This is a genomic window from Bacillus sp. BS3(2021), assembly GCF_021043345.1.
In the GTDB taxonomy this organism is placed as follows: domain Bacteria; phylum Bacillota; class Bacilli; order Bacillales; family Bacillaceae; genus Bacillus; species Bacillus paralicheniformis.
Genome location: NZ_JAJNDM010000001.1, coordinates 293,918 through 310,731, shown reverse-complemented (window position 1 = coordinate 310,731; position 16,814 = coordinate 293,918). Strand labels below are relative to the sequence as shown.

Genomic DNA, 16,814 nt, shown 5'->3' with positions numbered 1-16,814 from the left:
TACCGCTTCTTTTCAATCCTTCATCAGCTTAATAAACCGGAAGCTCATCAAAACGCTGCCGATGGCAACCACAATCATGACCACCCCCAGATCCTGAAAATGACCCGCGGTTATTTCTTCTCCAAACAACAGACCCAGAATGACGGACGAAAAGATCGAGCCAAGATAGCGGCATGTTTGGAAGAGCCCCGAAGTGGTCCCGACGATGTCCGGCGGACTTGCCGAAAACATGGCAGCCTGCAGGGCGACATTGCCGAGTCCGTAGCTGACCCCCAGCAAAGAGAGGATAATGCCTTTCCACAACATCGGTGCATCGACAAAAAACAATGTAAGCAGGATGGCGCCGGCCGCCATTATGCAAGAACCAATGAAAACAGGCTGCGTTTCACCTGAACGGTCAATCCATTTCCCGACGAAAGGTGAAATCAATACGCTCGTCCCGGACATGAACAGCATCAAAAGACCGCTCGCTTGAACGGAAAGGTGCATTTCATCCTGAAAATAACTCGGAAGTCCAAAAAACAAACAGTAGTTAAAGATGTTCAGCATAATAAATTGAGCATAGACCGAAGTTAGCGTCCTGCGCGCGATCAACAGTCTGATATCAATAAACGGGCTGCTCACTCTCAGCTCCCACCAAACAAACATCAAAAGCAAGACAAGCCCGAACATCCCCTCGGCAAAACGGGGCTCGCCCGTGCTCAATGAGAGCAGGAATGCCAGCAGGAGAACGATTCCGCCCGCAAACAGAAGAATCCCGGTCAGATCAAGCCGCTTGATGACGGCGCGGACATTTAAGCCGGCTTTTTTCTCATCTTTCGGAAACATGTACATCCCCAGCAAAAAGCTGAACAAAATAAATGGAAAGTTCACAAGGAAAATGGCGGGCCATCCCCCGAGAACGATTAAAAATCCCCCCACAGTCGGTCCAAAAGCGGTCATAGCCGAAGAAAAAATGGACAGCACACTTAGTGCAGACGCCCGCTTTTCATGAATGTGACTTCTGATCAGGCCCACTCCCGAAGGATAAATGGCGCCGCTCCCAATCGATTGAAACAAACGCATGATCAGCAAGACGGAAAAAGCCGGTGCGAGAGGAGCGCCGATTGCCGATACGGCAACGAGAACAAGCCCTGTCAAAAACATCTTTTTCCGACCGATTAAATCGCCGATTTTTCCCGTGACAGGCTGCGCGACCGCACTGGCTAAATAAAAAGATGAAATCAGCCACGATACGGTTGCAAATGAAAGATGAAACTCATGCTGGATGCTGTGCAGCGCCAAAGAAATCATTGAAGAATTGAGCGGATTCAGCATCGTCCCTGATGCAACGGCTGTTAAAAACAGGGCGCGGTTCTTTTTCAATCCGGCCATTTACTTAGGGTAAAGCAGCCTTTCGCCAGCTCCGTCCGCTTTACCTTCCGCACCCGCATCACGGTCGAAAGCATTGCCGACGGTCCCGTATAAAGCAGCATCAAGCCGTTGCGACTCCCGGTTCATCATCGCTGCCGCTCCGTTTTGCAAACCGCATTCCGCAAGTTTTTCAATATCCGATTTCATTTTTAGACCTCCTCGTGCTCTTATCATTTTCTTGTTTTCTTTTTTCGATTCATGACAGTCATAACCTTTGATACAAAGGAGCGTTCTTCCTCTTTTCTTTTAGTTGAAAAACATATTTGACGAAGCTGGCATAGTGAAAAGTTCACAAAAGAAGAACGCGAAGGCATCGCCGGGCCATGATTTCCAAAACAAAAAGCGGAAAGAAGTCGAGCGTCTTGCCGGAGATCAGGTGAAAGTGTGAATGAAGAGCGCGCTCGGCAAACTGCAGGGTGAATACCGGACGGACGTCTTGAAATTCTGGAATCGAAAAGCGGAAGGGAAATGGGATGAGATTTTCACCGAATCCGATATTACATATGAGGTTGATATTCAAGGATTGACAACTTCGGGTCAAGCGACAGAAAAAAATAGCAGCCGGGCTAAAAAATGCCCGGCTGCTTTTTATTGATCCGCTTTTGTTCGAATATGAAGCATCTTTTCATCCAGATAGTTCGCGATGTCAGCCGCTTCTTTCAGCTCATCCGTGAGCTGGTTCGGCACTTCATTGTTCAATTTGTAGTAGATTTTATGTTCGAGGCTCGCCCAGAAATCCATCGCGATCGTCCTGATTTGAATCTCCACCTTGGCGTGCTCGACGCGGTTGGTCAAGTAAACAGGCACTTCTACAATCAGATGGAGACTCCTGTATCCGTTCGGCTTCGGATTTTTAATGTAGTCTTTCATGTTTAAAATCTTGATGTCTTCGTGTTCCTTCAGCACTTCAACCATATTGTAAATATCGGATAAAAACGAGCAGACGATTCTGAGACCTGCGATATCATTGATGTGCTCCTTAGCGGCCTTTGTGGTAATATCGCAGCCCTTCCGCACAAGCTTGTTGATCAGGCTTTCAAAGCTTTTTACCCTTGATTTCGTATGCTCAATCGGGTTATGGCCATGGATTAAATTATATTCCTGGCTGATAATCGAAAATTTCGTATCCATTTGATCCAAGGCAAATTTATAGACAAGGAGTTCGTTCTTCCAGTCCTCCATCAGGTTTCTTAAATCTTCTATCTGGGCTTCAGGCAGTCCTATCATCTTATCTATCGCCATATCCATTATATTTTTCTCCTTATGACATCATATCGTTTTTTCAGTTAGTAGACGGGCACATCCACGGTAAAGTTTCGACTTAAATCGCAAGATCAAAAAGTGGTCTGGTTGATCATTTTCCACTTTTATAAATTTATTTCCCTTTCAAAAGTCATAAAACATTCATATTCTGTATTACCACTTTTCGGAGGTGAGAATATGTCATACTCTAATAGCTTCGCTTTGATCGTTGTATTATTTATTTTGCTGATCATTGTGGGTTCCGCTTTTGTAAAGTATTAATTCCTTCACGCACTTCCGACAAACTGCAGGTTCATATCGAAAAGCGCTCCGCTTTTCATATGAGCCTGTTTTTTTGTGATTTAAAAAGAAGTTATTTCCACAATAACAAAAAATGTTTATAATAGGATAGGCTCTGAGCTGACAACGCTCAGAAATAAAACTCTCCCACAAATGAAACTTTTATACAACATTTTCGTCTTATACTGTTGTTAAGGCAATTCAATAACGGAAAGGAAAAGATCAATGTTAAATAAGCTAAAAATGTTGTATGAAAAAACAACAATGAAGTGGCTGCTCAACACTTCCTATTACTTTCTTATTCTCGTACTGCTGTTTTTAATTTACGGATTCCACACAGCAAATACAGGTTCATATATTTATAATGACTTTTAATGGAGAAAAAAACAATGAAACTGATAGAAACTATTAAAAAATACGCGCAAACACAACCCGATACCCTTGCTTTTGTGAATGAAGAAGAAAAGCTGACATACGGAGAGCTTTGGTCACAATCTGAGCGCCTTGCCGCGCGGATTCAAAGCGAAGCATTAACAGAGGCTTCTCCGATCATTGTCTACGGACATATGAAACCGGTCATGGCGGTTTCTTTCCTGGCTTGCGTGAAAGCCGGCCATCCGTACATTCCAGTTGACGTATCGATTCCGGCAGACCGGATTCTGAAAATCATCAACAGCTCAAAAGCCGAGCTTATACTCAATAACTCAGGCACTTCGGTTGACACGGGAGATGCCCTCATTTCCGTTGTGGAACCGGGCGTTCTTGAAGGAGACGGGGTGCCGGAGACAGATCCCGGACGCTGGGTTCACGGTGAAGATACCTTTTACATTATCTACACATCCGGAAGCACGGGAAATCCAAAAGGCGTGCAAATCTCAGCCGCCAATCTTCAGAGCTTCACAGATTGGATCACGAATGACTTTCCGGTGGAAAGCGGCCAAGTGTTCTTAAATCAAGCCCCGTTTTCCTTTGATTTATCGGTGATGGACCTTTATCCGTGCCTGCAGTCCGGAGGCACATTATGGACGGTTACGAAAGATATGATTAACCGTCCGAAACTGTTGTTTGAAGCGCTGAAACAATCCAACGTCAACGTCTGGACATCAACGCCTTCATTCGCACAAATGTGCTTGATGGATCCGTCTTATTCTGAAGAGCTGCTTCCTGAACTGAGCTTGTTTATGTTCTGCGGAGAAACGCTTCCCGCGTCAGTCGCCAGACAACTTAAAGAGAGATTTCCGAAGGCTCGTGTTTTTAACACATACGGCCCGACCGAAGCGACTGTTGCCGTCACTTCCATCGAAGTAACAGACGACGTATTAAACAAGTATTCTTCTCTTCCCGTCGGTTCTGAAAAGCCGGAAACCGAGATCGTGATCATCGATGAAGACGGAAAAGCCGTCCAAGAAGGGGAAAAAGGCGAGATCATTATTACCGGAGCCAGCGTCAGCAAAGGCTATTTAGGCGAAAAAGCGCTGACGGAAAAAGCGTTTTTCTCTTACAACGGCGCCCCTGCTTATCGCACCGGTGACGCAGGGTACAAAGAAAACGGCCAGCTGTTCTTCCTCGGAAGACTCGATTTCCAAATCAAACTGCATGGCTACCGGATTGAGCTTGAAGAGATCGAATACCAAATCAATCAGTCCCGATACGTGCAGTCGGCGGTCGTTATTCCATACTACCGCGAGGAGAAAATCGAGTATCTGATCGCCATGATCGTGCCTGCCGAACACGATTTCGAAAAGGAATACCAGTTAACCAGCGCGATTAAGAAAGATTTGGGCAGCAAGCTGCCTGCATATATGATTCCGAGAAAATTCATGTATCAAAAAGAGATTCCGATGACAGCAAACGGTAAAATTGACCGCAAGAGATTAAAAGAAGAGGTAACCGTATGACACCCTATGGTTCATTTCTTTTCTTCATCATATTAGGAATTTTACTGGCGCCGACCATCATTCTCGGACTGAACGGAAAAAGCTTCCGCTTATATAACATGGCGGTTTCCGTTCTGGTTCTGGCGCTTATTTTTTCAAACAGCCTGCACGGGCTGATCATGCTGTGCCTGTTTACGCTTTGGCAGATGGTTCTGATCAAAGGCTATATCGCTTACCGTCTCAAAGCGAACAGCGGCATCGTATTTTGTCTCGCTGCAGCAGCTTCTATCCTGCCTCTGGCACTGTCAAAGCTGCTGCCGTTTTTCGCCGTTGACAACTGGGCAACATTTCTCGGTATCTCGTATTTAACTTTTAAAGGGGTTCAGCTCATCATTGAAACCCGCGACGGTCTCATTAAAAAGCAGCTCCCAATCAGCAGACTGCTTTACTTTATTCTCTTTTTCCCGACCATCTCGTCAGGTCCGATCGACAGGTACCGCCGTTTTGAAAAAGACGATCAGACGGTATGGACGAAGGAGCAATACGAAGAACTGCTTTACAAAGGAATCAATAAAATCTTTCTCGGCTTTTTATATAAATTCATTATCGGCTATTGTATTAATACGTATGTCATTATGAAACTGCCGTTTTTGACTTCCGGCAGCATCTCGCATGGATTGGCATACATGTATGCGTACAGCCTTTATCTGTTTTTTGATTTTGCCGGATACACTGCTTTTGCGGTCGGCGTCAGCTATATCATGGGAATCAAATCCCCTGAAAACTTTAATAAGCCGTTCATCAGCCGCAATATTAAAGATTTCTGGAACCGCTGGCATATGTCGCTTTCATTCTGGTTCAGAGACTACGTGTTCATGCGCTTTGTCCTTTGGATGACGAAGAAAAAATGGATCACAAACCGGATGGCTGTTTCCAATATCGGATATGTGCTGCTGTTCCTTCTGATGGGTGTCTGGCACGGCCTTGCCCCTCAGTACATCGTCTACGGGCTGTATCACGCGCTGCTCATGGTCGGCTTTAACTTCTTTGAAAAATGGAATAAGAAATACAAGTGGTGGCCGAACAATAAGTGGACGACAGCCGTCTCAGTCGTGGTGACCTTCCACTTCGTATGTTTTGGATTTTTAATTTTCTCAGGGAAACTAATACACTAAAAGGAGATTTTCATAATGGATTTTAATCAAGAAGTACTTTCAGTTTTAGCAGAGGTATGTCAGGACGATATCGTAAAGGAAAATCCGGATATTGATATTTTCGAAGAGGGAATCCTCGATTCCTTCGGCACGGTGGAATTGCTGCTTGCATTCGAAAGCCACTTTAACATCACAGTGCCGATTACAGAGTTTGACCGGGATGCATGGAACACGCCAAATCAAATCATAAAGCAGCTGAATGAGTTGAGATAATGAAAAAGCGTTTTTTATTCGGGCCAATCATCTTGGCATTTTTACTTTTTTTCACCGCGATCTTGATTCCAAATGCATGGCTGGCAAAACTGGTTCCTAAAGATCGTGTCGAAACTTCAGCTACAGAAATAAACCCGATGATGTTCCAGGGTATGTATCTTCAAGGCAAAGCGCTTGAAGATCCGAAATATCTGCCGATTTACGGATCATCGGAATTGTCCCGGTTAGATGCCTTTCATCCGTCTAACTATTTTAAAGTAAACAACCAAGGGTTCACGCCTTACCTGGTCGGGAAAGGCGGTTCACAGTCCTTGATTCATGCAATCAACTTTGCGGCGCAGTCTGGTCAATTAAAGGGCAAGAAAATCGTTTTCATTATTTCTCCGCAGTGGTTTCAAAAAGACGGCTCGGACGAATCCCACTTTGCGCCGAACTTCTCGGCTTTGCAGGCATACGATCTTGTGTTCAATCAAAATGTCGATCCCGAGCTGAAGAAAAAAATCATCAAACGCATGCTTAAATTTCATGCAGTTACAAACGACGCTCTGCTTTCAGCCCTTTTTAAAGCCGAGCTCGATCAGGACAAAGTGGCGCTGTCCCTTCTGACGCCGCCGGCAAAAGCTTACCGGAGCATTCTGGAGAAAAAGGACATCTACTATTCCATGGTTGAAGGAAACGGACCGAAGCGGACCATTTCCCAGGATGTAAAAAACAAATCGTGGGATGAATTAAAGCAGATGGCCGAAAAGGTCGGCGCCAAAGAATCCCGCAACAATGAGTTTAAAATTTCAAACGGCGTTTATAAGAAATTGAAGCCGAAGCTGAAAAAGCTTAAAGGCCACAATAAAAAGATGAACTATGCCGAGTCAGTCGAGTTCCACGATTTCCATCTCATGATGGATGTTCTGAAAGAATCCGGCGCAGAACCGCTGTTCATCTCGGTTCCGGTCCACGGCAAGTTTTACGACTATACCGGCTTCCCTAAAAAAGGCCGGACAGATTTCTATAAAAAGATTAAAAAAGAAATCGAACAAGAAGGCTTTCAAGTTGCTGATTTAACGAATCATGAATATGATCCATACTTCTTGAAAGATACGCTCCACCTTGGCTGGAAAGGCTGGGTTTACGTCGATCAGGAGATCGAATCCTTTTATAAAAAGTCATCATAAAAAAGGATTCCCCCATGGGGAGTCCTTTTTTTGTCCGATTTAAATTTTTAAAGTTTCCAAAAATTCTATTTTACAAATTTCTCTGAAATCTATTGCGATTATCAAGAGAAGGTTTAAAATAGAAGATAAATATTTTTTGGAAAAAGACTAGAAACGGCAGGGAGAATGAATATGACAAAACAAACGATCAGCGTACAGCTCAGTACAGCAAAAAAGCAAAAGCCAGAGGCTGACCGGCTCGAATTCGGCCGGACCTTTACCGACCACATGTTTATCATGGACTATACGGCTGAAAACGGCTGGCACGATCCAAGAATCGTTCCTTATCAGCCGATTGAAATGGACCCGGCTGCAATGGTTTACCACTACGGGCAGTCCGTTTTTGAAGGGTTAAAAGCTTACTTATCAAGCGAAGGCAGCGTTCTTCTGTTCAGACCTGAAAAAAACGTCGAGAGGCTCAATAAATCCAACGACCGCCTCTGCATTCCGCGGGTTGACCCTGACACCGTTCTGGAAGGGCTGAAGCAGCTGGTTCAGATCGACAAAGAGTGGATTCCTCAAGCTGAGGGGACATCCCTTTATATCCGTCCGTTCATTATTTCAACGGAACCGTACCTCGGCGTCGCCCCGTCCAATATGTATAAAATGCTGATCATTTTATCGCCGGTCGGATCTTATTACAAAGAAGGCATCCACCCTGTGAAAATTGCCGTTGAAAGCGAATTTGTCCGTGCTGTGGCAGGCGGTACAGGCAATGCGAAAACGGCCGGCAACTACGCGGCGAGCCTGAAGGCTCAGGAAGTGGCGGAAAGCAAAGGCTTCTCGCAAGTACTTTGGCTTGACGGAGTAGAAAAGAAATACATTGAAGAAGTAGGCAGCATGAACATCTTCTTCAAAATCAGCGGTGAAATTGTCACTCCGGCTCTAAACGGAAGTATTTTGGAAGGCATTACGAGAAATTCCGTCATTCATCTATTAAAACAATGGGGACTTTCCGTAACCGAAAGGAAAATTTCAGTTGATGAACTGGTTCAGGCTCACAAAGACGGTCTGCTTGAAGAAGCGTTCGGCACCGGAACCGCCGCTGTCATTTCCCCGGTCGGCGAGCTGATCTGGAAAAACGAAAGCCTTGTGATCAACAGCGGACAAACAGGCGAAATCGCCAAAAGGCTCTACCAAACGATCACCGGTATTCAAAAAGGCGCTTTGCCTGACACATTCGGCTGGACAGTTGAAGTTGATAAAGTCAGCCAATCCTGCTAAGCGGTTTAAGCTCTCTTTTGCAAAAAAGAGGGCTTGCACCCTTATCGCGAAATGTACCGGCGGCAGGCTCTGTTTCCACACCGCTCGCCCCTCTTTTTCATTCCGCCTAGTCAATCCCCCGCACAAAACGATTCCATTTTATATATTTTATGTTAAAATTATCAATAACCACACCAGAAAGGAGAGATTATCCGTTCTCATGTAACATGCAAATCAAGAAAGGACGCTGAACAATGGATCAAACAAAATTGAGCGTCTGGGAAAAGAATTACACGTTCCTTTTCATCTCCAGGCTAATCAAAATCTCGGCTGACTGTTTTGCCTTCAACTCTATTTTATGGTTCTTAATTTTTGACGGAAAAGGTGCAATCGGCACCTCCCTGCTTCTTGCCGTCACTTTCCTCCCCGAAGCCTTTTTGGCGCCGGTTACAGGGCCTTTAGTCAAAAGAAGCGCCCTGAAATTCTGGATGTATTTTTCGGATTTAACAAGAGCAGCCGTCGTCATTACAATACCGATTTGCTACTTAAACGGCTTTTCACCGATGTGGTTTGTTTTAGGGCTCATGATCATCCATTCGGCAACTGGTGCGACTTATAACCCGGCGTCGATTACGCTGATTCCGCAGATCGTGAACGAAAATCTCATCCAAAAAGCCAACGCGATTCTCCAGTCTTCTTCAGAAATCATCAGGCTGGGAGCCGTTACATTGTGCGGTGTGCTGCTGACTTTTATCGGTCCTGCAACGACTTTGGTCTTTTCATTTATCTTTTATATCATATCGGGCCTATTCGTGCTTTGCATCAAATACACCATCATCCGGAATCAATCACAATCTAAGTCTCTTGCTCAAAGAGGTACATATTTTGCGAGATTAAAAAGAGGATTTACATTGGTGAAAAACCACAAAATATTATATCCGCTGGCGATTTACTGCATCTTCATGAACCTGGCGGCTTCACCCTGGGAAGCCCTTTCTGCGGTATATGTTGCAGAGGATTTAAACGGAACGCCGTTCATCCACTCGCTGCTGAAGGCTACGACGGCAGGAGGAGCATTTTTACTTGGTTTTATCCTTGCAAAAGTAAAAATCAACAGGTACGGACTCCTTTTCATCACGGCAGGCATTCTTGAAGGTGCGGCTTATTTTATCGCTGGACTGAATACTTTCCTGCCGCTCGTATTTCTCGCAGCCTTTGCATTCGGAGCAGCCATCAGTTCGATCAATGTCCCCGAATTCACGATTATCCAGACATCTGTCGAAGGGGATGACCAGCCTCAAGTGTTCGCAGTCATCCATATGATCACAAATCTATCGCTTCCTTTAGGAGCAATTGCCTGCGGATATGCCGCAAAAACGCTTGGCGCGGGAAGCGTGATCGCAATCGGCGGCTTCATCGAAATCATTGCGGGCATCGGCATCCTCATATTCACTCAGCTTGCCAAAGCCCGGCAGTCAGATCTGGTCAAAGAAAAAGAAGCAAGCGCAAATATGTAGGCATGAATGGGACGGCCGCTGTTTCGCCGGGCCATTCGGACACGGCGGCGCCTATATCTATTAAAAGGTTCCGGCTGACACACCGGAACCTCAATTTTATTCCTATGCTTCTACAGATCTAAAAAACTGCGGAAGATGCTCTTTATGCGCTTCAAGCATTTCGTCCAGTATTTGTTTCGCAATCTTGTCGGACGGAACGAGCGGGTTGATTGTCATGGCGACAAGCGCGGTGTTGTAATCACCTGTAACAGCCGCTTCAGCCGCAACGCGTTCGAATGATTTGATTTGCTGGACAAGGCCCCTCACGGTGACAGGCAAATCTCCGACCGCGATCGGTTTCGGCCCGTTTTTCGTCATGACACAGTTGACTTCCACTGCGGAGTCATCCGGAATGCTTGCGATCGCTCCGTTATTCATCGTGTTGACAGGCTGAATATCGTGCTTGTCATTATAAATCGAGCTGATCAAATTGCAGGCGGCATCACTGTAATATGCGCCGCCGCGCTTTTCAAGCTGGGGCGGTTTGATCGCCAGCTCCGGATCTTTATACAGCTCAAACAATTCCTTTTCAACTTGCTGAACGACCTCTGCACGCGTCCCTTCCGTTTTTGAAGCCTCCAGTTCATGTTCAAGCATCTCCTGCGTTTTGTAGTAGTAGCGGTGGTAGCCGCACGGAATCAGGCCGAGCCCCCGGATAAAGTCAGGTTCCCACGATTCTCCGGAAATGTTTTTCATCGTCATCGCATTTTCGGGATCTGCCATCGCTTCGATCACTTTGTCTTTGACGCTGACGCCGTCCAGGAAAACGTCGAGTCCGAACACCATATGATTTAATCCGGCAAATTGAATGTTTATGCGGCTTTCATCAACATCAAGCGCTTTTGCAACCCCCATCTTCATGCCGATCGGCACATTGCAGAGCCCGACGACTTTTTTCAAATTAGAGTAGCGGAGCAGTGCTTCAGTCACCATGCCTGCCGGGTTGGTAAAGTTGACAAGCCACGCGTCAGGGCACAGTTCTTCGATGTCTTTTGCAATCTCAAGGATGACCGGAATGGTGCGGAGCCCCTTGAAAAGACCGCCCGGTCCATTTGTTTCCTGTCCGATCACCCCGTATTTTAATGGAATTCGTTCATCTTTTGCCCTCGCTTCGAGCAAACCGACACGGAATTGCGTCGTGACAAAATCAGCGTCTTTTAAAGCCTCCCTGCGGTCGAGCGTCAGATGGACTTCGATCGGGACGCCCGCTTTTTCGACCATTCGCTTCGCCAGCGTGCCGACGATATTGAGTTTTTCTTCCCCTTCCGGTATATCGACGAGCCAGAGCTCGCTGACCGGAAGTTGGTCATGCCGTTTGATTAATCCCTCGACAAGCTCGGGCGTATAACTAGAACCTCCGCCAATTGTTACGATTTTCAATCCTTTTTTCATCAATTGACACCTCCGTGGACATTCATTTTTTCATACAGCTCGACAATCTCCGCGGCCAAATCTTTCATGGTCATCGCATTCATTAAATGATCTTGGGCATGAATCATGAGAAGTGAGGGTTCGGTTTTCGCCCCCTTCGCTTCATTTTGAATCAAAGCTGTCTGAAAATGATGCGCCTTGATCAGTTCTTCGTCAGCCGCCCGGATCTTTTCTTTTGCAGCGGCGAAATCTCCCTTTTTGGCTTCGGCTATCGCTTCCATGCAAAAGCTCCTGCCGTTTCCTCCGTGAAGGATAATTTGAAATATCGTTCGTTCCAATTCCTCGGACATCTTGGCACCCCTTTTCTATACACTGGCCTGTTGACCGTCGCTTACGGCCGTTCCGGCCTCCAGTTCGCTCTCTTCTCTCAGCTTTTGTAGATCCCACATTCTAAAGAACGGATAGTATACGACAAACGAGATCAACAAATTAATCAACTGCATGACCGCTCCGGAAATTTTCCCTCCTGTTGCTAAATATCCGGAAAAGCCGGGCGGCATTGTCCACGGCACCGCAATCCCTGCCGGCTTTGCGACAAGACCTGTACTCATTCCAATATAGGTTGCCGTTAACATTAACAGCGGCGACACGATGAACGGAATCAGCAGCATCGGATTCATGACGATCGGCATGCCGAAAATAATCGGTTCGTTGATGTTAAAAATAGCGGGACCGATGGCTAATCTGCCGAGCTGTTTCATCTGTTTGCTTCGCGCTCTAACAAACATCGTAATGACCAAAGCCAAAGTGGCGCCGCTTCCGCCGATGTTAACCCAAATCTCAAAAAACTGTGTCGTAAATATGTTTGGGAGCGCTTCACCGGCTTGGAAAGCGAGACGGTTTTCGTCCATCGCACCGTACCAGATCGGCGACATCACTCCGCCGACAATGTTTGCTCCGTGAAGGCCGCAGGACCACAGCAGCATTTTCACAGTTTCGGCTATAAGGCTTCCGCCGAGACTGCCTCCAAGGATGGATAGAGGTGTGCCTAAAAGTACGTTGACGACATTATGGAGGCTTCCAAACGGCGTCATCTCAATTAAAAGGCGCGCCCCCCAAATCGAGCCGATAACGGCGAATCCCGGAATCAGAGCGATAAATGATTTGCTGACAGCCGGCGGTACGCCGTCCGGCATTTTGACGACAATATCCTTTTGAACGACCCAGCGGTAAACCTCAGTCGAGAACATTGCGATCAGCATGCCGACAAACAGACCTTTGCTTCCCATTAATGAAATCGGGATGCCGCCCGACACTAAAATTTCCTCTGTTGCGCCTTCCGGTGTGAACGGAATCTGGTAGGGGGTCGCAAGCAGAAAAGCTGCTACGGCAATGGCACCTGATGACAGAGCATCAATGTCGTATTTTTCGGCCAGCCGATAGGCGATGCCGAACGTTGCGATCAACGCCATAATGTCAAAGCTGACATTAACCGGGTAGCTTAATTTATCAGCCCATTGCTCGCCGAAAATCCCCGCCATGAATTCCGGATATCCCGGAATCGGCAAATTGGCTAAGATGAGAAACAGCGATCCGATAATGATTAATGGCATGGTCAGAATAATACCGTCTCTCAGTGCCTGCAAATGGCGCTGGGCGGCAATTCTGCCGGCAACCGGCATGACCTTCTCCTCTAAAAACGCATTAAACTTATTCACTTGTGCCGCCTCCTTTAAGAGCCGGCAAGCTGTTCGGCGGATTTTAACACTTCTGCCCCATTACAAGTTCCGTAATGGACCGTATTGATGACATCGACGGGTACACCTTTCGATTCTCCTAATTTTTTTAATTGCGGGAGCATGTAACGGACTTGCGGGCCAAGAAGCAATACGTCGGCTTTATCGATATGATTCTGAACCTCTCCTCCGGAAACGGCCCAGATTTTATAGTCTTTGCCTTGTTCCTCTGCACTTTTTTCCATTTTCGTCACAAGCAGACTCGTTGACATTCCTGCAGCGCAAGCTAGTAAGATATTCATGTTCATATGTCCCCCTTTTACGTATCGTGTATGATCTCTTTTACAGTTCCATCATACAATGAAACCGTTTTCATATACACTTAATGATTTTCCTCAGTGAAGAGGAAAAAAGACAAGGGGACATCTTCATTTTGCATATCGATGAGCCGGCCTGCTTTTTTTGAAGACGGACATAAACTCCCCGTACGTTTTGCATTTCAGAAGCTCCCGGACAATGACCCTGTCATCTAAAACACGGCCCAAAAATTTGTACATCTCTTGCAAATTTGCTGTATTGTCCTTTTCCACGCAAAGAAGGAAAACGAATTGAACCCTCTTATTCTCCCAGACTATCGGTTTTTGCAGCGTACAAACCGCCCAAAAAGTCGAATCGGTTTTTGGTGCCATCGGATGCGGAATTGCAACCAGATTGCCGAAGCAAGTGGGCGCAACGGCCTCCCGTTCAAAGACGGAGGCTTCAAGCCCTGCGTCTGCAAGCCCTGATTGCATCACTTTTCCGCACAGAAAGCGGAGGACCTCCTCTCGGGAAGACAGACTTTCCTGCAAAAAGACGAGCTGTTTTTTCGTATAGGTCGAAGCGATTCCGTCATCTTCAGCAAGCACCTGTTCTATTTTCGTTAAATCTCCCCCTCCCAATATGGCGTTAACTTGAATCACCGGAATAGGAAGATCAGCGGACAGCGGTATGGTGCTGATGACAAAATCGAGTGCATGGAGAGACATTTGATTCAGCTTGTAGTAATCAACTGTTCCAAGGATTTCAAGCTTTGAACCGAATGTAGCCCGCAGTCTGTCTTGAAGCAGCATGGCGCTTCCGGCTCCTGACGCGCAGACAATCATGCAGCGTTTTGAGGGCCTGTTCATGTTTCGTCTTTCCATGGCTGCGCCGATATGCAGAGCGAGATAGCCGACCTCGCTTTCCTGAATGTCAAATCCCGTCTCTTTTTTGATGACTTCACCAGCTTGAATCCCGGCTTCAAATGCGAGGGGATAATTGGCTTTAATTGCGTCCAGCATCGGATTTCTGATATTCATGCCGTATCTGCAGCGATTCAGAGCCGGTTTCAGGTGAAGACCGAGACCGATTTTTAATTCTTTGTCATTCCCAATGCCAAGGGTAAATTTTTGATCGATGGCTTTCATGATCAATTTCGTCAGCCGGTCTGTCTCTTCATCCATCATATTTTCGATTGCATCGCTGCGAATGGAGGCCATAACCGTCCTTTTCGCGCCAAGCAGATGGATAGCGATGTAGGCCGTTTCTTTATCCGGAAATGCCACTTGCAGCTTTTGTTCAAGAGTGCGGACAATCTCCTTCGCCACTTCATATTCTTTATGATTCATAATCTCCTTTACATCTTTGGAATAAAGAGAAACATGTTTGCCGCTTCGAATACGTTTGCATGCAATGGCGACGTGGATGAGAAGGTTGTTTAGTCCGATATCTGAAAGAGAAATGTGATCTTCGCTTATTTTTTCTAAAATCGTCTGACGGATCATAGCCAGCTCTTCTTTTGGGAGGATGGATATCTGGGTGTTCATAATATCAATATCCGTTTCCCGCTTTGGAAAAAGGTGCTCTGCGATGCAGGATCGCAGCTTCATCTCATCTCCCTTCAGCTTAAAGCCGTAATTCGGTTTGATCTCCAGTTCGATGTCGTAAGGTTTAAGCCTTTTCTTCACATCTCTCATATCGTTTTGGACCGTCGATTTGCTGATAAACATCTCACCGGCTAAATCTTCAAGTTTGACATACTCCTCAGTTAAGAGAAGCCTTTTTAATAAATAGAGAATACGCTCATTCGGAAAAACGGGAGTAGAAAGCTCTTCATGAAATGTGTGCTGCAGAAGCTGGCGAAAGAGGCGGTCATTCTTGATGGAGAGCCGATAGCCTGCACCTCTGATCGATTGAACGGCAGCGCCGTTTTTGGAGAGAAGCCGGTCTAATTCTTTCACATCTGACCTGATCGTCCGAGAGGTCACATTTAGCTCATTGGCCAAATATGTGCTGGTTAACGGTGATTCTGCTCCTATCAATTCGCCGAGGATAAGCTTAAGCCGAGCATTGAGCATAGAAAAAGACCCTCCCACTAAGATACTTGAACCGAGACCAAACCCATACACTCAGGTATATTCATTCTTTTTGTGAAATTTGTCTCATAGTTAAGTAAATTCTATTATGGCTGCGCTTTCAAGTCAATTTGGCCTTTCTCCAAAAAAAAAAGCCGGTTTACCCGGCTTTCAGATTCTTTTTCTCTCTTCGGCTTTTGATGATTTTCCATGCGATCGGATAGATGACAGGCGCCCATTTGACGGCGCTTTTAAACACTTTTTTCATAGCTTGACTCCCTCCTGTTTTTTTATTGTTTTCCCTGTTGAACGGGAGCCAAACCTTTTAACTATCTTGAGACATAGCGGTTTTCTTTTATCCAGAAACGCCAAGGGTATTCCCTCGCTTCTCCAGAGTTGTCAATTCCAATTCGCGGGCCGCACAAAATGTTCTGAGGTTCATATCCTTTTGCGATATAAAGCGGCGGCGATGTCAGCGGTCTGCCGTAATCGTTCATCGTGATGGAAAGCGCTTTTGTCAGCTTTCCCGGTCCGTTCGTCCAATCGCGCGGTTTCTTTCCGCTCCTTCGCTTCTCCATCAGCGCGAGGCCTTCATGGGGTTCAAGCGCTCTGATCAGCACAGCCTCAGGTTCATCGGCTCCTCCGCTTACAACATTGATGAGTGTGTGGGTGTGCATGGTGTACGTATAGACCAAGCCGGCTTCATGAAACATGATTTCCGTACGTTTCGTCCGGCGGTTGCCGTAGCTGTGCGCCGCTCTGTCCCCGGGCCCTCTATAAGCCTCTGTCTCCACAATATATCCTGAAGCAGTCCCTTCTTCTGTTTCCTTGACAAGAAGACAGCCTAACAGGGATTGAGCGAGTTCAATTGTTGGTTTGCTATAAAATTCGAGCGGGAGAGGTTCGTGAGCTGGATTCATTTTTGGATGGCCTCCTTTTTGCTCAAAGGCGAAATGCCTCTTTGTCGATTGTGATATATTTTACCATTTTCGACAGACGGGATGCCAGAAAATGAAGGTGCCTTGATTAAGATGAGGATCTCCCATTGATTTTATTTTTCAGTCTTTCATGGATGACATTGACATATCTGTATTATTGTATACAATAAT

At 46.1% G+C, this 16,814-nt stretch carries 18 protein-coding genes; 9 read left to right on the top strand and 9 right to left on the bottom strand.

All coding sequences use genetic code 11. The features are described 5' to 3' along the window. Nucleotides 1-12 precede the first annotated feature (12 nt). A complete protein-coding gene (locus LQ247_RS01485) occupies nucleotides 13-1,374 on the bottom strand; it encodes an MFS transporter (RefSeq protein ID WP_231005492.1) in 1,362 nt (453 codons plus the stop codon). Beyond that, the gene (locus LQ247_RS01480) at nucleotides 1,375-1,560 is read right to left on the bottom strand and encodes a hypothetical protein (protein ID WP_023856963.1); all 186 of its coding nucleotides are present in this window, start codon (nucleotides 1,558-1,560) and stop codon (nucleotides 1,375-1,377) included. It abuts the gene before it with no gap. Between the two features lie 241 nt (nucleotides 1,561-1,801). Between LQ247_RS01480 and LQ247_RS01475 the strand changes: the two genes are divergently transcribed. Then, nucleotides 1,802-2,008 carry a Ger(x)C family spore germination C-terminal domain-containing protein gene (locus LQ247_RS01475; protein ID WP_231005490.1) on the top strand — a complete coding sequence of 69 codons (207 nt, stop codon included), beginning with the start codon at nucleotides 1,802-1,804 and terminating at the stop codon, nucleotides 2,006-2,008. Here LQ247_RS01475 and LQ247_RS01470 read toward each other — a convergent pair. Then, nucleotides 2,002-2,640, bottom strand: a complete 639-nt coding sequence (locus LQ247_RS01470; RefSeq protein ID WP_031305127.1) for a GTP pyrophosphokinase — start codon at nucleotides 2,638-2,640, stop codon at nucleotides 2,002-2,004. The genes LQ247_RS01475 and LQ247_RS01470 overlap by 7 nt on opposite strands. Before the next feature lie 213 nt (nucleotides 2,641-2,853). On the opposite strand from LQ247_RS01470, the gene LQ247_RS01465 reads away from it, so the two are divergent. The 8 genes from LQ247_RS01465 (at nucleotide 2,854) to LQ247_RS01430 (ending at nucleotide 10,187) form a co-directional block, all read left to right on the top strand. Then, entirely contained in the window at nucleotides 2,854-2,937 is an 84-nt protein-coding gene (locus LQ247_RS01465) for a YjcZ family sporulation protein (RefSeq protein ID WP_016885663.1), read from the top strand. Nucleotides 2,938-3,180: 243 nt separating this feature from the next. Then, entirely contained in the window at nucleotides 3,181-3,330 is a 150-nt protein-coding gene (locus tag LQ247_RS01460) for a teichoic acid D-Ala incorporation-associated protein DltX (RefSeq protein ID WP_023856959.1), read from the top strand. A gap of 14 nt (nucleotides 3,331-3,344) precedes the next feature. After that, nucleotides 3,345-4,853 carry a D-alanine--poly(phosphoribitol) ligase subunit DltA gene (gene dltA / locus LQ247_RS01455; protein WP_023856958.1) on the top strand — a complete coding sequence of 503 codons (1,509 nt, stop codon included), beginning with the start codon at nucleotides 3,345-3,347 and terminating at the stop codon, nucleotides 4,851-4,853. Then, nucleotides 4,850-6,007, top strand: a complete 1,158-nt coding sequence (gene dltB, locus LQ247_RS01450; RefSeq protein WP_023856957.1) for a D-alanyl-lipoteichoic acid biosynthesis protein DltB — start codon at nucleotides 4,850-4,852, stop codon at nucleotides 6,005-6,007. Before dltA ends, dltB begins: the two co-directional genes overlap by 4 nt. Before the next feature lie 15 nt (nucleotides 6,008-6,022). After that, nucleotides 6,023-6,259, top strand: coding sequence for a D-alanine--poly(phosphoribitol) ligase subunit 2 (gene dltC / locus LQ247_RS01445; RefSeq protein ID WP_003186284.1), 237 nt, complete (start codon nucleotides 6,023-6,025; stop codon nucleotides 6,257-6,259). After that, nucleotides 6,259-7,428, top strand: coding sequence for a D-alanyl-lipoteichoic acid biosynthesis protein DltD (dltD, locus tag LQ247_RS01440; RefSeq protein ID WP_025810589.1), 1,170 nt, complete (start codon nucleotides 6,259-6,261; stop codon nucleotides 7,426-7,428). The genes dltC and dltD overlap by 1 nt, the downstream gene beginning before the upstream one ends. 171 nt (nucleotides 7,429-7,599) lie before the next feature. Then, on the top strand, nucleotides 7,600-8,691 hold the full coding sequence (locus LQ247_RS01435) for a branched-chain amino acid aminotransferase (RefSeq protein ID WP_020453399.1): 1,092 nt from the start codon (nucleotides 7,600-7,602) through the stop codon (nucleotides 8,689-8,691). A 233-nt stretch (nucleotides 8,692-8,924) separates the two neighbouring features. After that, nucleotides 8,925-10,187 carry an MFS transporter gene (locus LQ247_RS01430; RefSeq protein WP_020453400.1) on the top strand — a complete coding sequence of 421 codons (1,263 nt, stop codon included), beginning with the start codon at nucleotides 8,925-8,927 and terminating at the stop codon, nucleotides 10,185-10,187. Between the two features lie 102 nt (nucleotides 10,188-10,289). Here LQ247_RS01430 and licH read toward each other — a convergent pair whose 3' ends face one another. From licH to LQ247_RS01395, 6 genes are all read right to left on the bottom strand, one after another. Continuing rightward, nucleotides 10,290-11,618 (bottom strand): 6-phospho-beta-glucosidase LicH, encoded by a 1,329-nt coding sequence (gene licH / locus LQ247_RS01425; RefSeq protein ID WP_020453401.1) that lies wholly within the window; start codon nucleotides 11,616-11,618, stop codon nucleotides 10,290-10,292. Next, nucleotides 11,618-11,947: a PTS lactose/cellobiose transporter subunit IIA gene (locus LQ247_RS01420; protein WP_020453402.1), complete on the bottom strand. Its 330-nt coding sequence runs from the start codon at nucleotides 11,945-11,947 to the stop codon at nucleotides 11,618-11,620. The genes licH and LQ247_RS01420 overlap by 1 nt, the downstream gene beginning before the upstream one ends. Before the next feature lie 15 nt (nucleotides 11,948-11,962). Next, nucleotides 11,963-13,315: a PTS cellobiose transporter subunit IIC gene (gene celB, locus LQ247_RS01415; protein ID WP_020453403.1), complete on the bottom strand. Its 1,353-nt coding sequence runs from the start codon at nucleotides 13,313-13,315 to the stop codon at nucleotides 11,963-11,965. 14 nt (nucleotides 13,316-13,329) lie between these two features. After that, entirely contained in the window at nucleotides 13,330-13,635 is a 306-nt protein-coding gene (licB, locus tag LQ247_RS01410; RefSeq protein ID WP_003186297.1) for a PTS lichenan transporter subunit IIB, read from the bottom strand. Between the two features lie 126 nt (nucleotides 13,636-13,761). Next, nucleotides 13,762-15,708 (bottom strand): BglG family transcription antiterminator, encoded by a 1,947-nt coding sequence (locus tag LQ247_RS01405; RefSeq protein WP_101561328.1) that lies wholly within the window; start codon nucleotides 15,706-15,708, stop codon nucleotides 13,762-13,764. 326 nt (nucleotides 15,709-16,034) lie between these two features. Further along, nucleotides 16,035-16,625 (bottom strand): DNA-3-methyladenine glycosylase, encoded by a 591-nt coding sequence (locus LQ247_RS01395; RefSeq protein ID WP_020453407.1) that lies wholly within the window; start codon nucleotides 16,623-16,625, stop codon nucleotides 16,035-16,037. Between the last annotated feature and the right edge of the window lie 189 nt (nucleotides 16,626-16,814).

Bases quoted from the DNA above. Each gene is read 5' to 3' on its own strand.
- licB (WP_003186297.1), bottom strand. From the start codon at position 13,635: ATGAATATCTTACTAGCTTGCGCTGCAGGAATGTCAACGAGTCTGCTT.
- licH (WP_020453401.1), bottom strand. From the start codon at position 11,618: ATGAAAAAAGGATTGAAAATCGTAACAATTGGCGGAGGTTCTAGTTAT.
- dltB (WP_023856957.1), top strand. From the start codon at position 4,850: ATGACACCCTATGGTTCATTTCTTTTCTTCATCATATTAGGAATTTTA.
- LQ247_RS01475 (WP_231005490.1), top strand. From the start codon at position 1,802: ATGAAGAGCGCGCTCGGCAAACTGCAGGGTGAATACCGGACGGACGTC.
- LQ247_RS01460 (WP_023856959.1), top strand. From the start codon at position 3,181: ATGTTAAATAAGCTAAAAATGTTGTATGAAAAAACAACAATGAAGTGG.
- LQ247_RS01405 (WP_101561328.1), bottom strand. From the start codon at position 15,708: ATGCTCAATGCTCGGCTTAAGCTTATCCTCGGCGAATTGATAGGAGCA.
- LQ247_RS01480 (WP_023856963.1), bottom strand. From the start codon at position 1,560: ATGAAATCGGATATTGAAAAACTTGCGGAATGCGGTTTGCAAAACGGA.
- LQ247_RS01395 (WP_020453407.1), bottom strand. From the start codon at position 16,625: ATGAATCCAGCTCACGAACCTCTCCCGCTCGAATTTTATAGCAAACCA.
- LQ247_RS01465 (WP_016885663.1), top strand. From the start codon at position 2,854: ATGTCATACTCTAATAGCTTCGCTTTGATCGTTGTATTATTTATTTTG.
- LQ247_RS01420 (WP_020453402.1), bottom strand. From the start codon at position 11,947: ATGTCCGAGGAATTGGAACGAACGATATTTCAAATTATCCTTCACGGA.
- dltA (WP_023856958.1), top strand. From the start codon at position 3,345: ATGAAACTGATAGAAACTATTAAAAAATACGCGCAAACACAACCCGAT.
- LQ247_RS01430 (WP_020453400.1), top strand. From the start codon at position 8,925: ATGGATCAAACAAAATTGAGCGTCTGGGAAAAGAATTACACGTTCCTT.
- LQ247_RS01435 (WP_020453399.1), top strand. From the start codon at position 7,600: ATGACAAAACAAACGATCAGCGTACAGCTCAGTACAGCAAAAAAGCAA.
- LQ247_RS01485 (WP_231005492.1), bottom strand. From the start codon at position 1,374: ATGGCCGGATTGAAAAAGAACCGCGCCCTGTTTTTAACAGCCGTTGCA.
- dltD (WP_025810589.1), top strand. From the start codon at position 6,259: ATGAAAAAGCGTTTTTTATTCGGGCCAATCATCTTGGCATTTTTACTT.
- LQ247_RS01470 (WP_031305127.1), bottom strand. From the start codon at position 2,640: ATGATAGGACTGCCTGAAGCCCAGATAGAAGATTTAAGAAACCTGATG.
- dltC (WP_003186284.1), top strand. From the start codon at position 6,023: ATGGATTTTAATCAAGAAGTACTTTCAGTTTTAGCAGAGGTATGTCAG.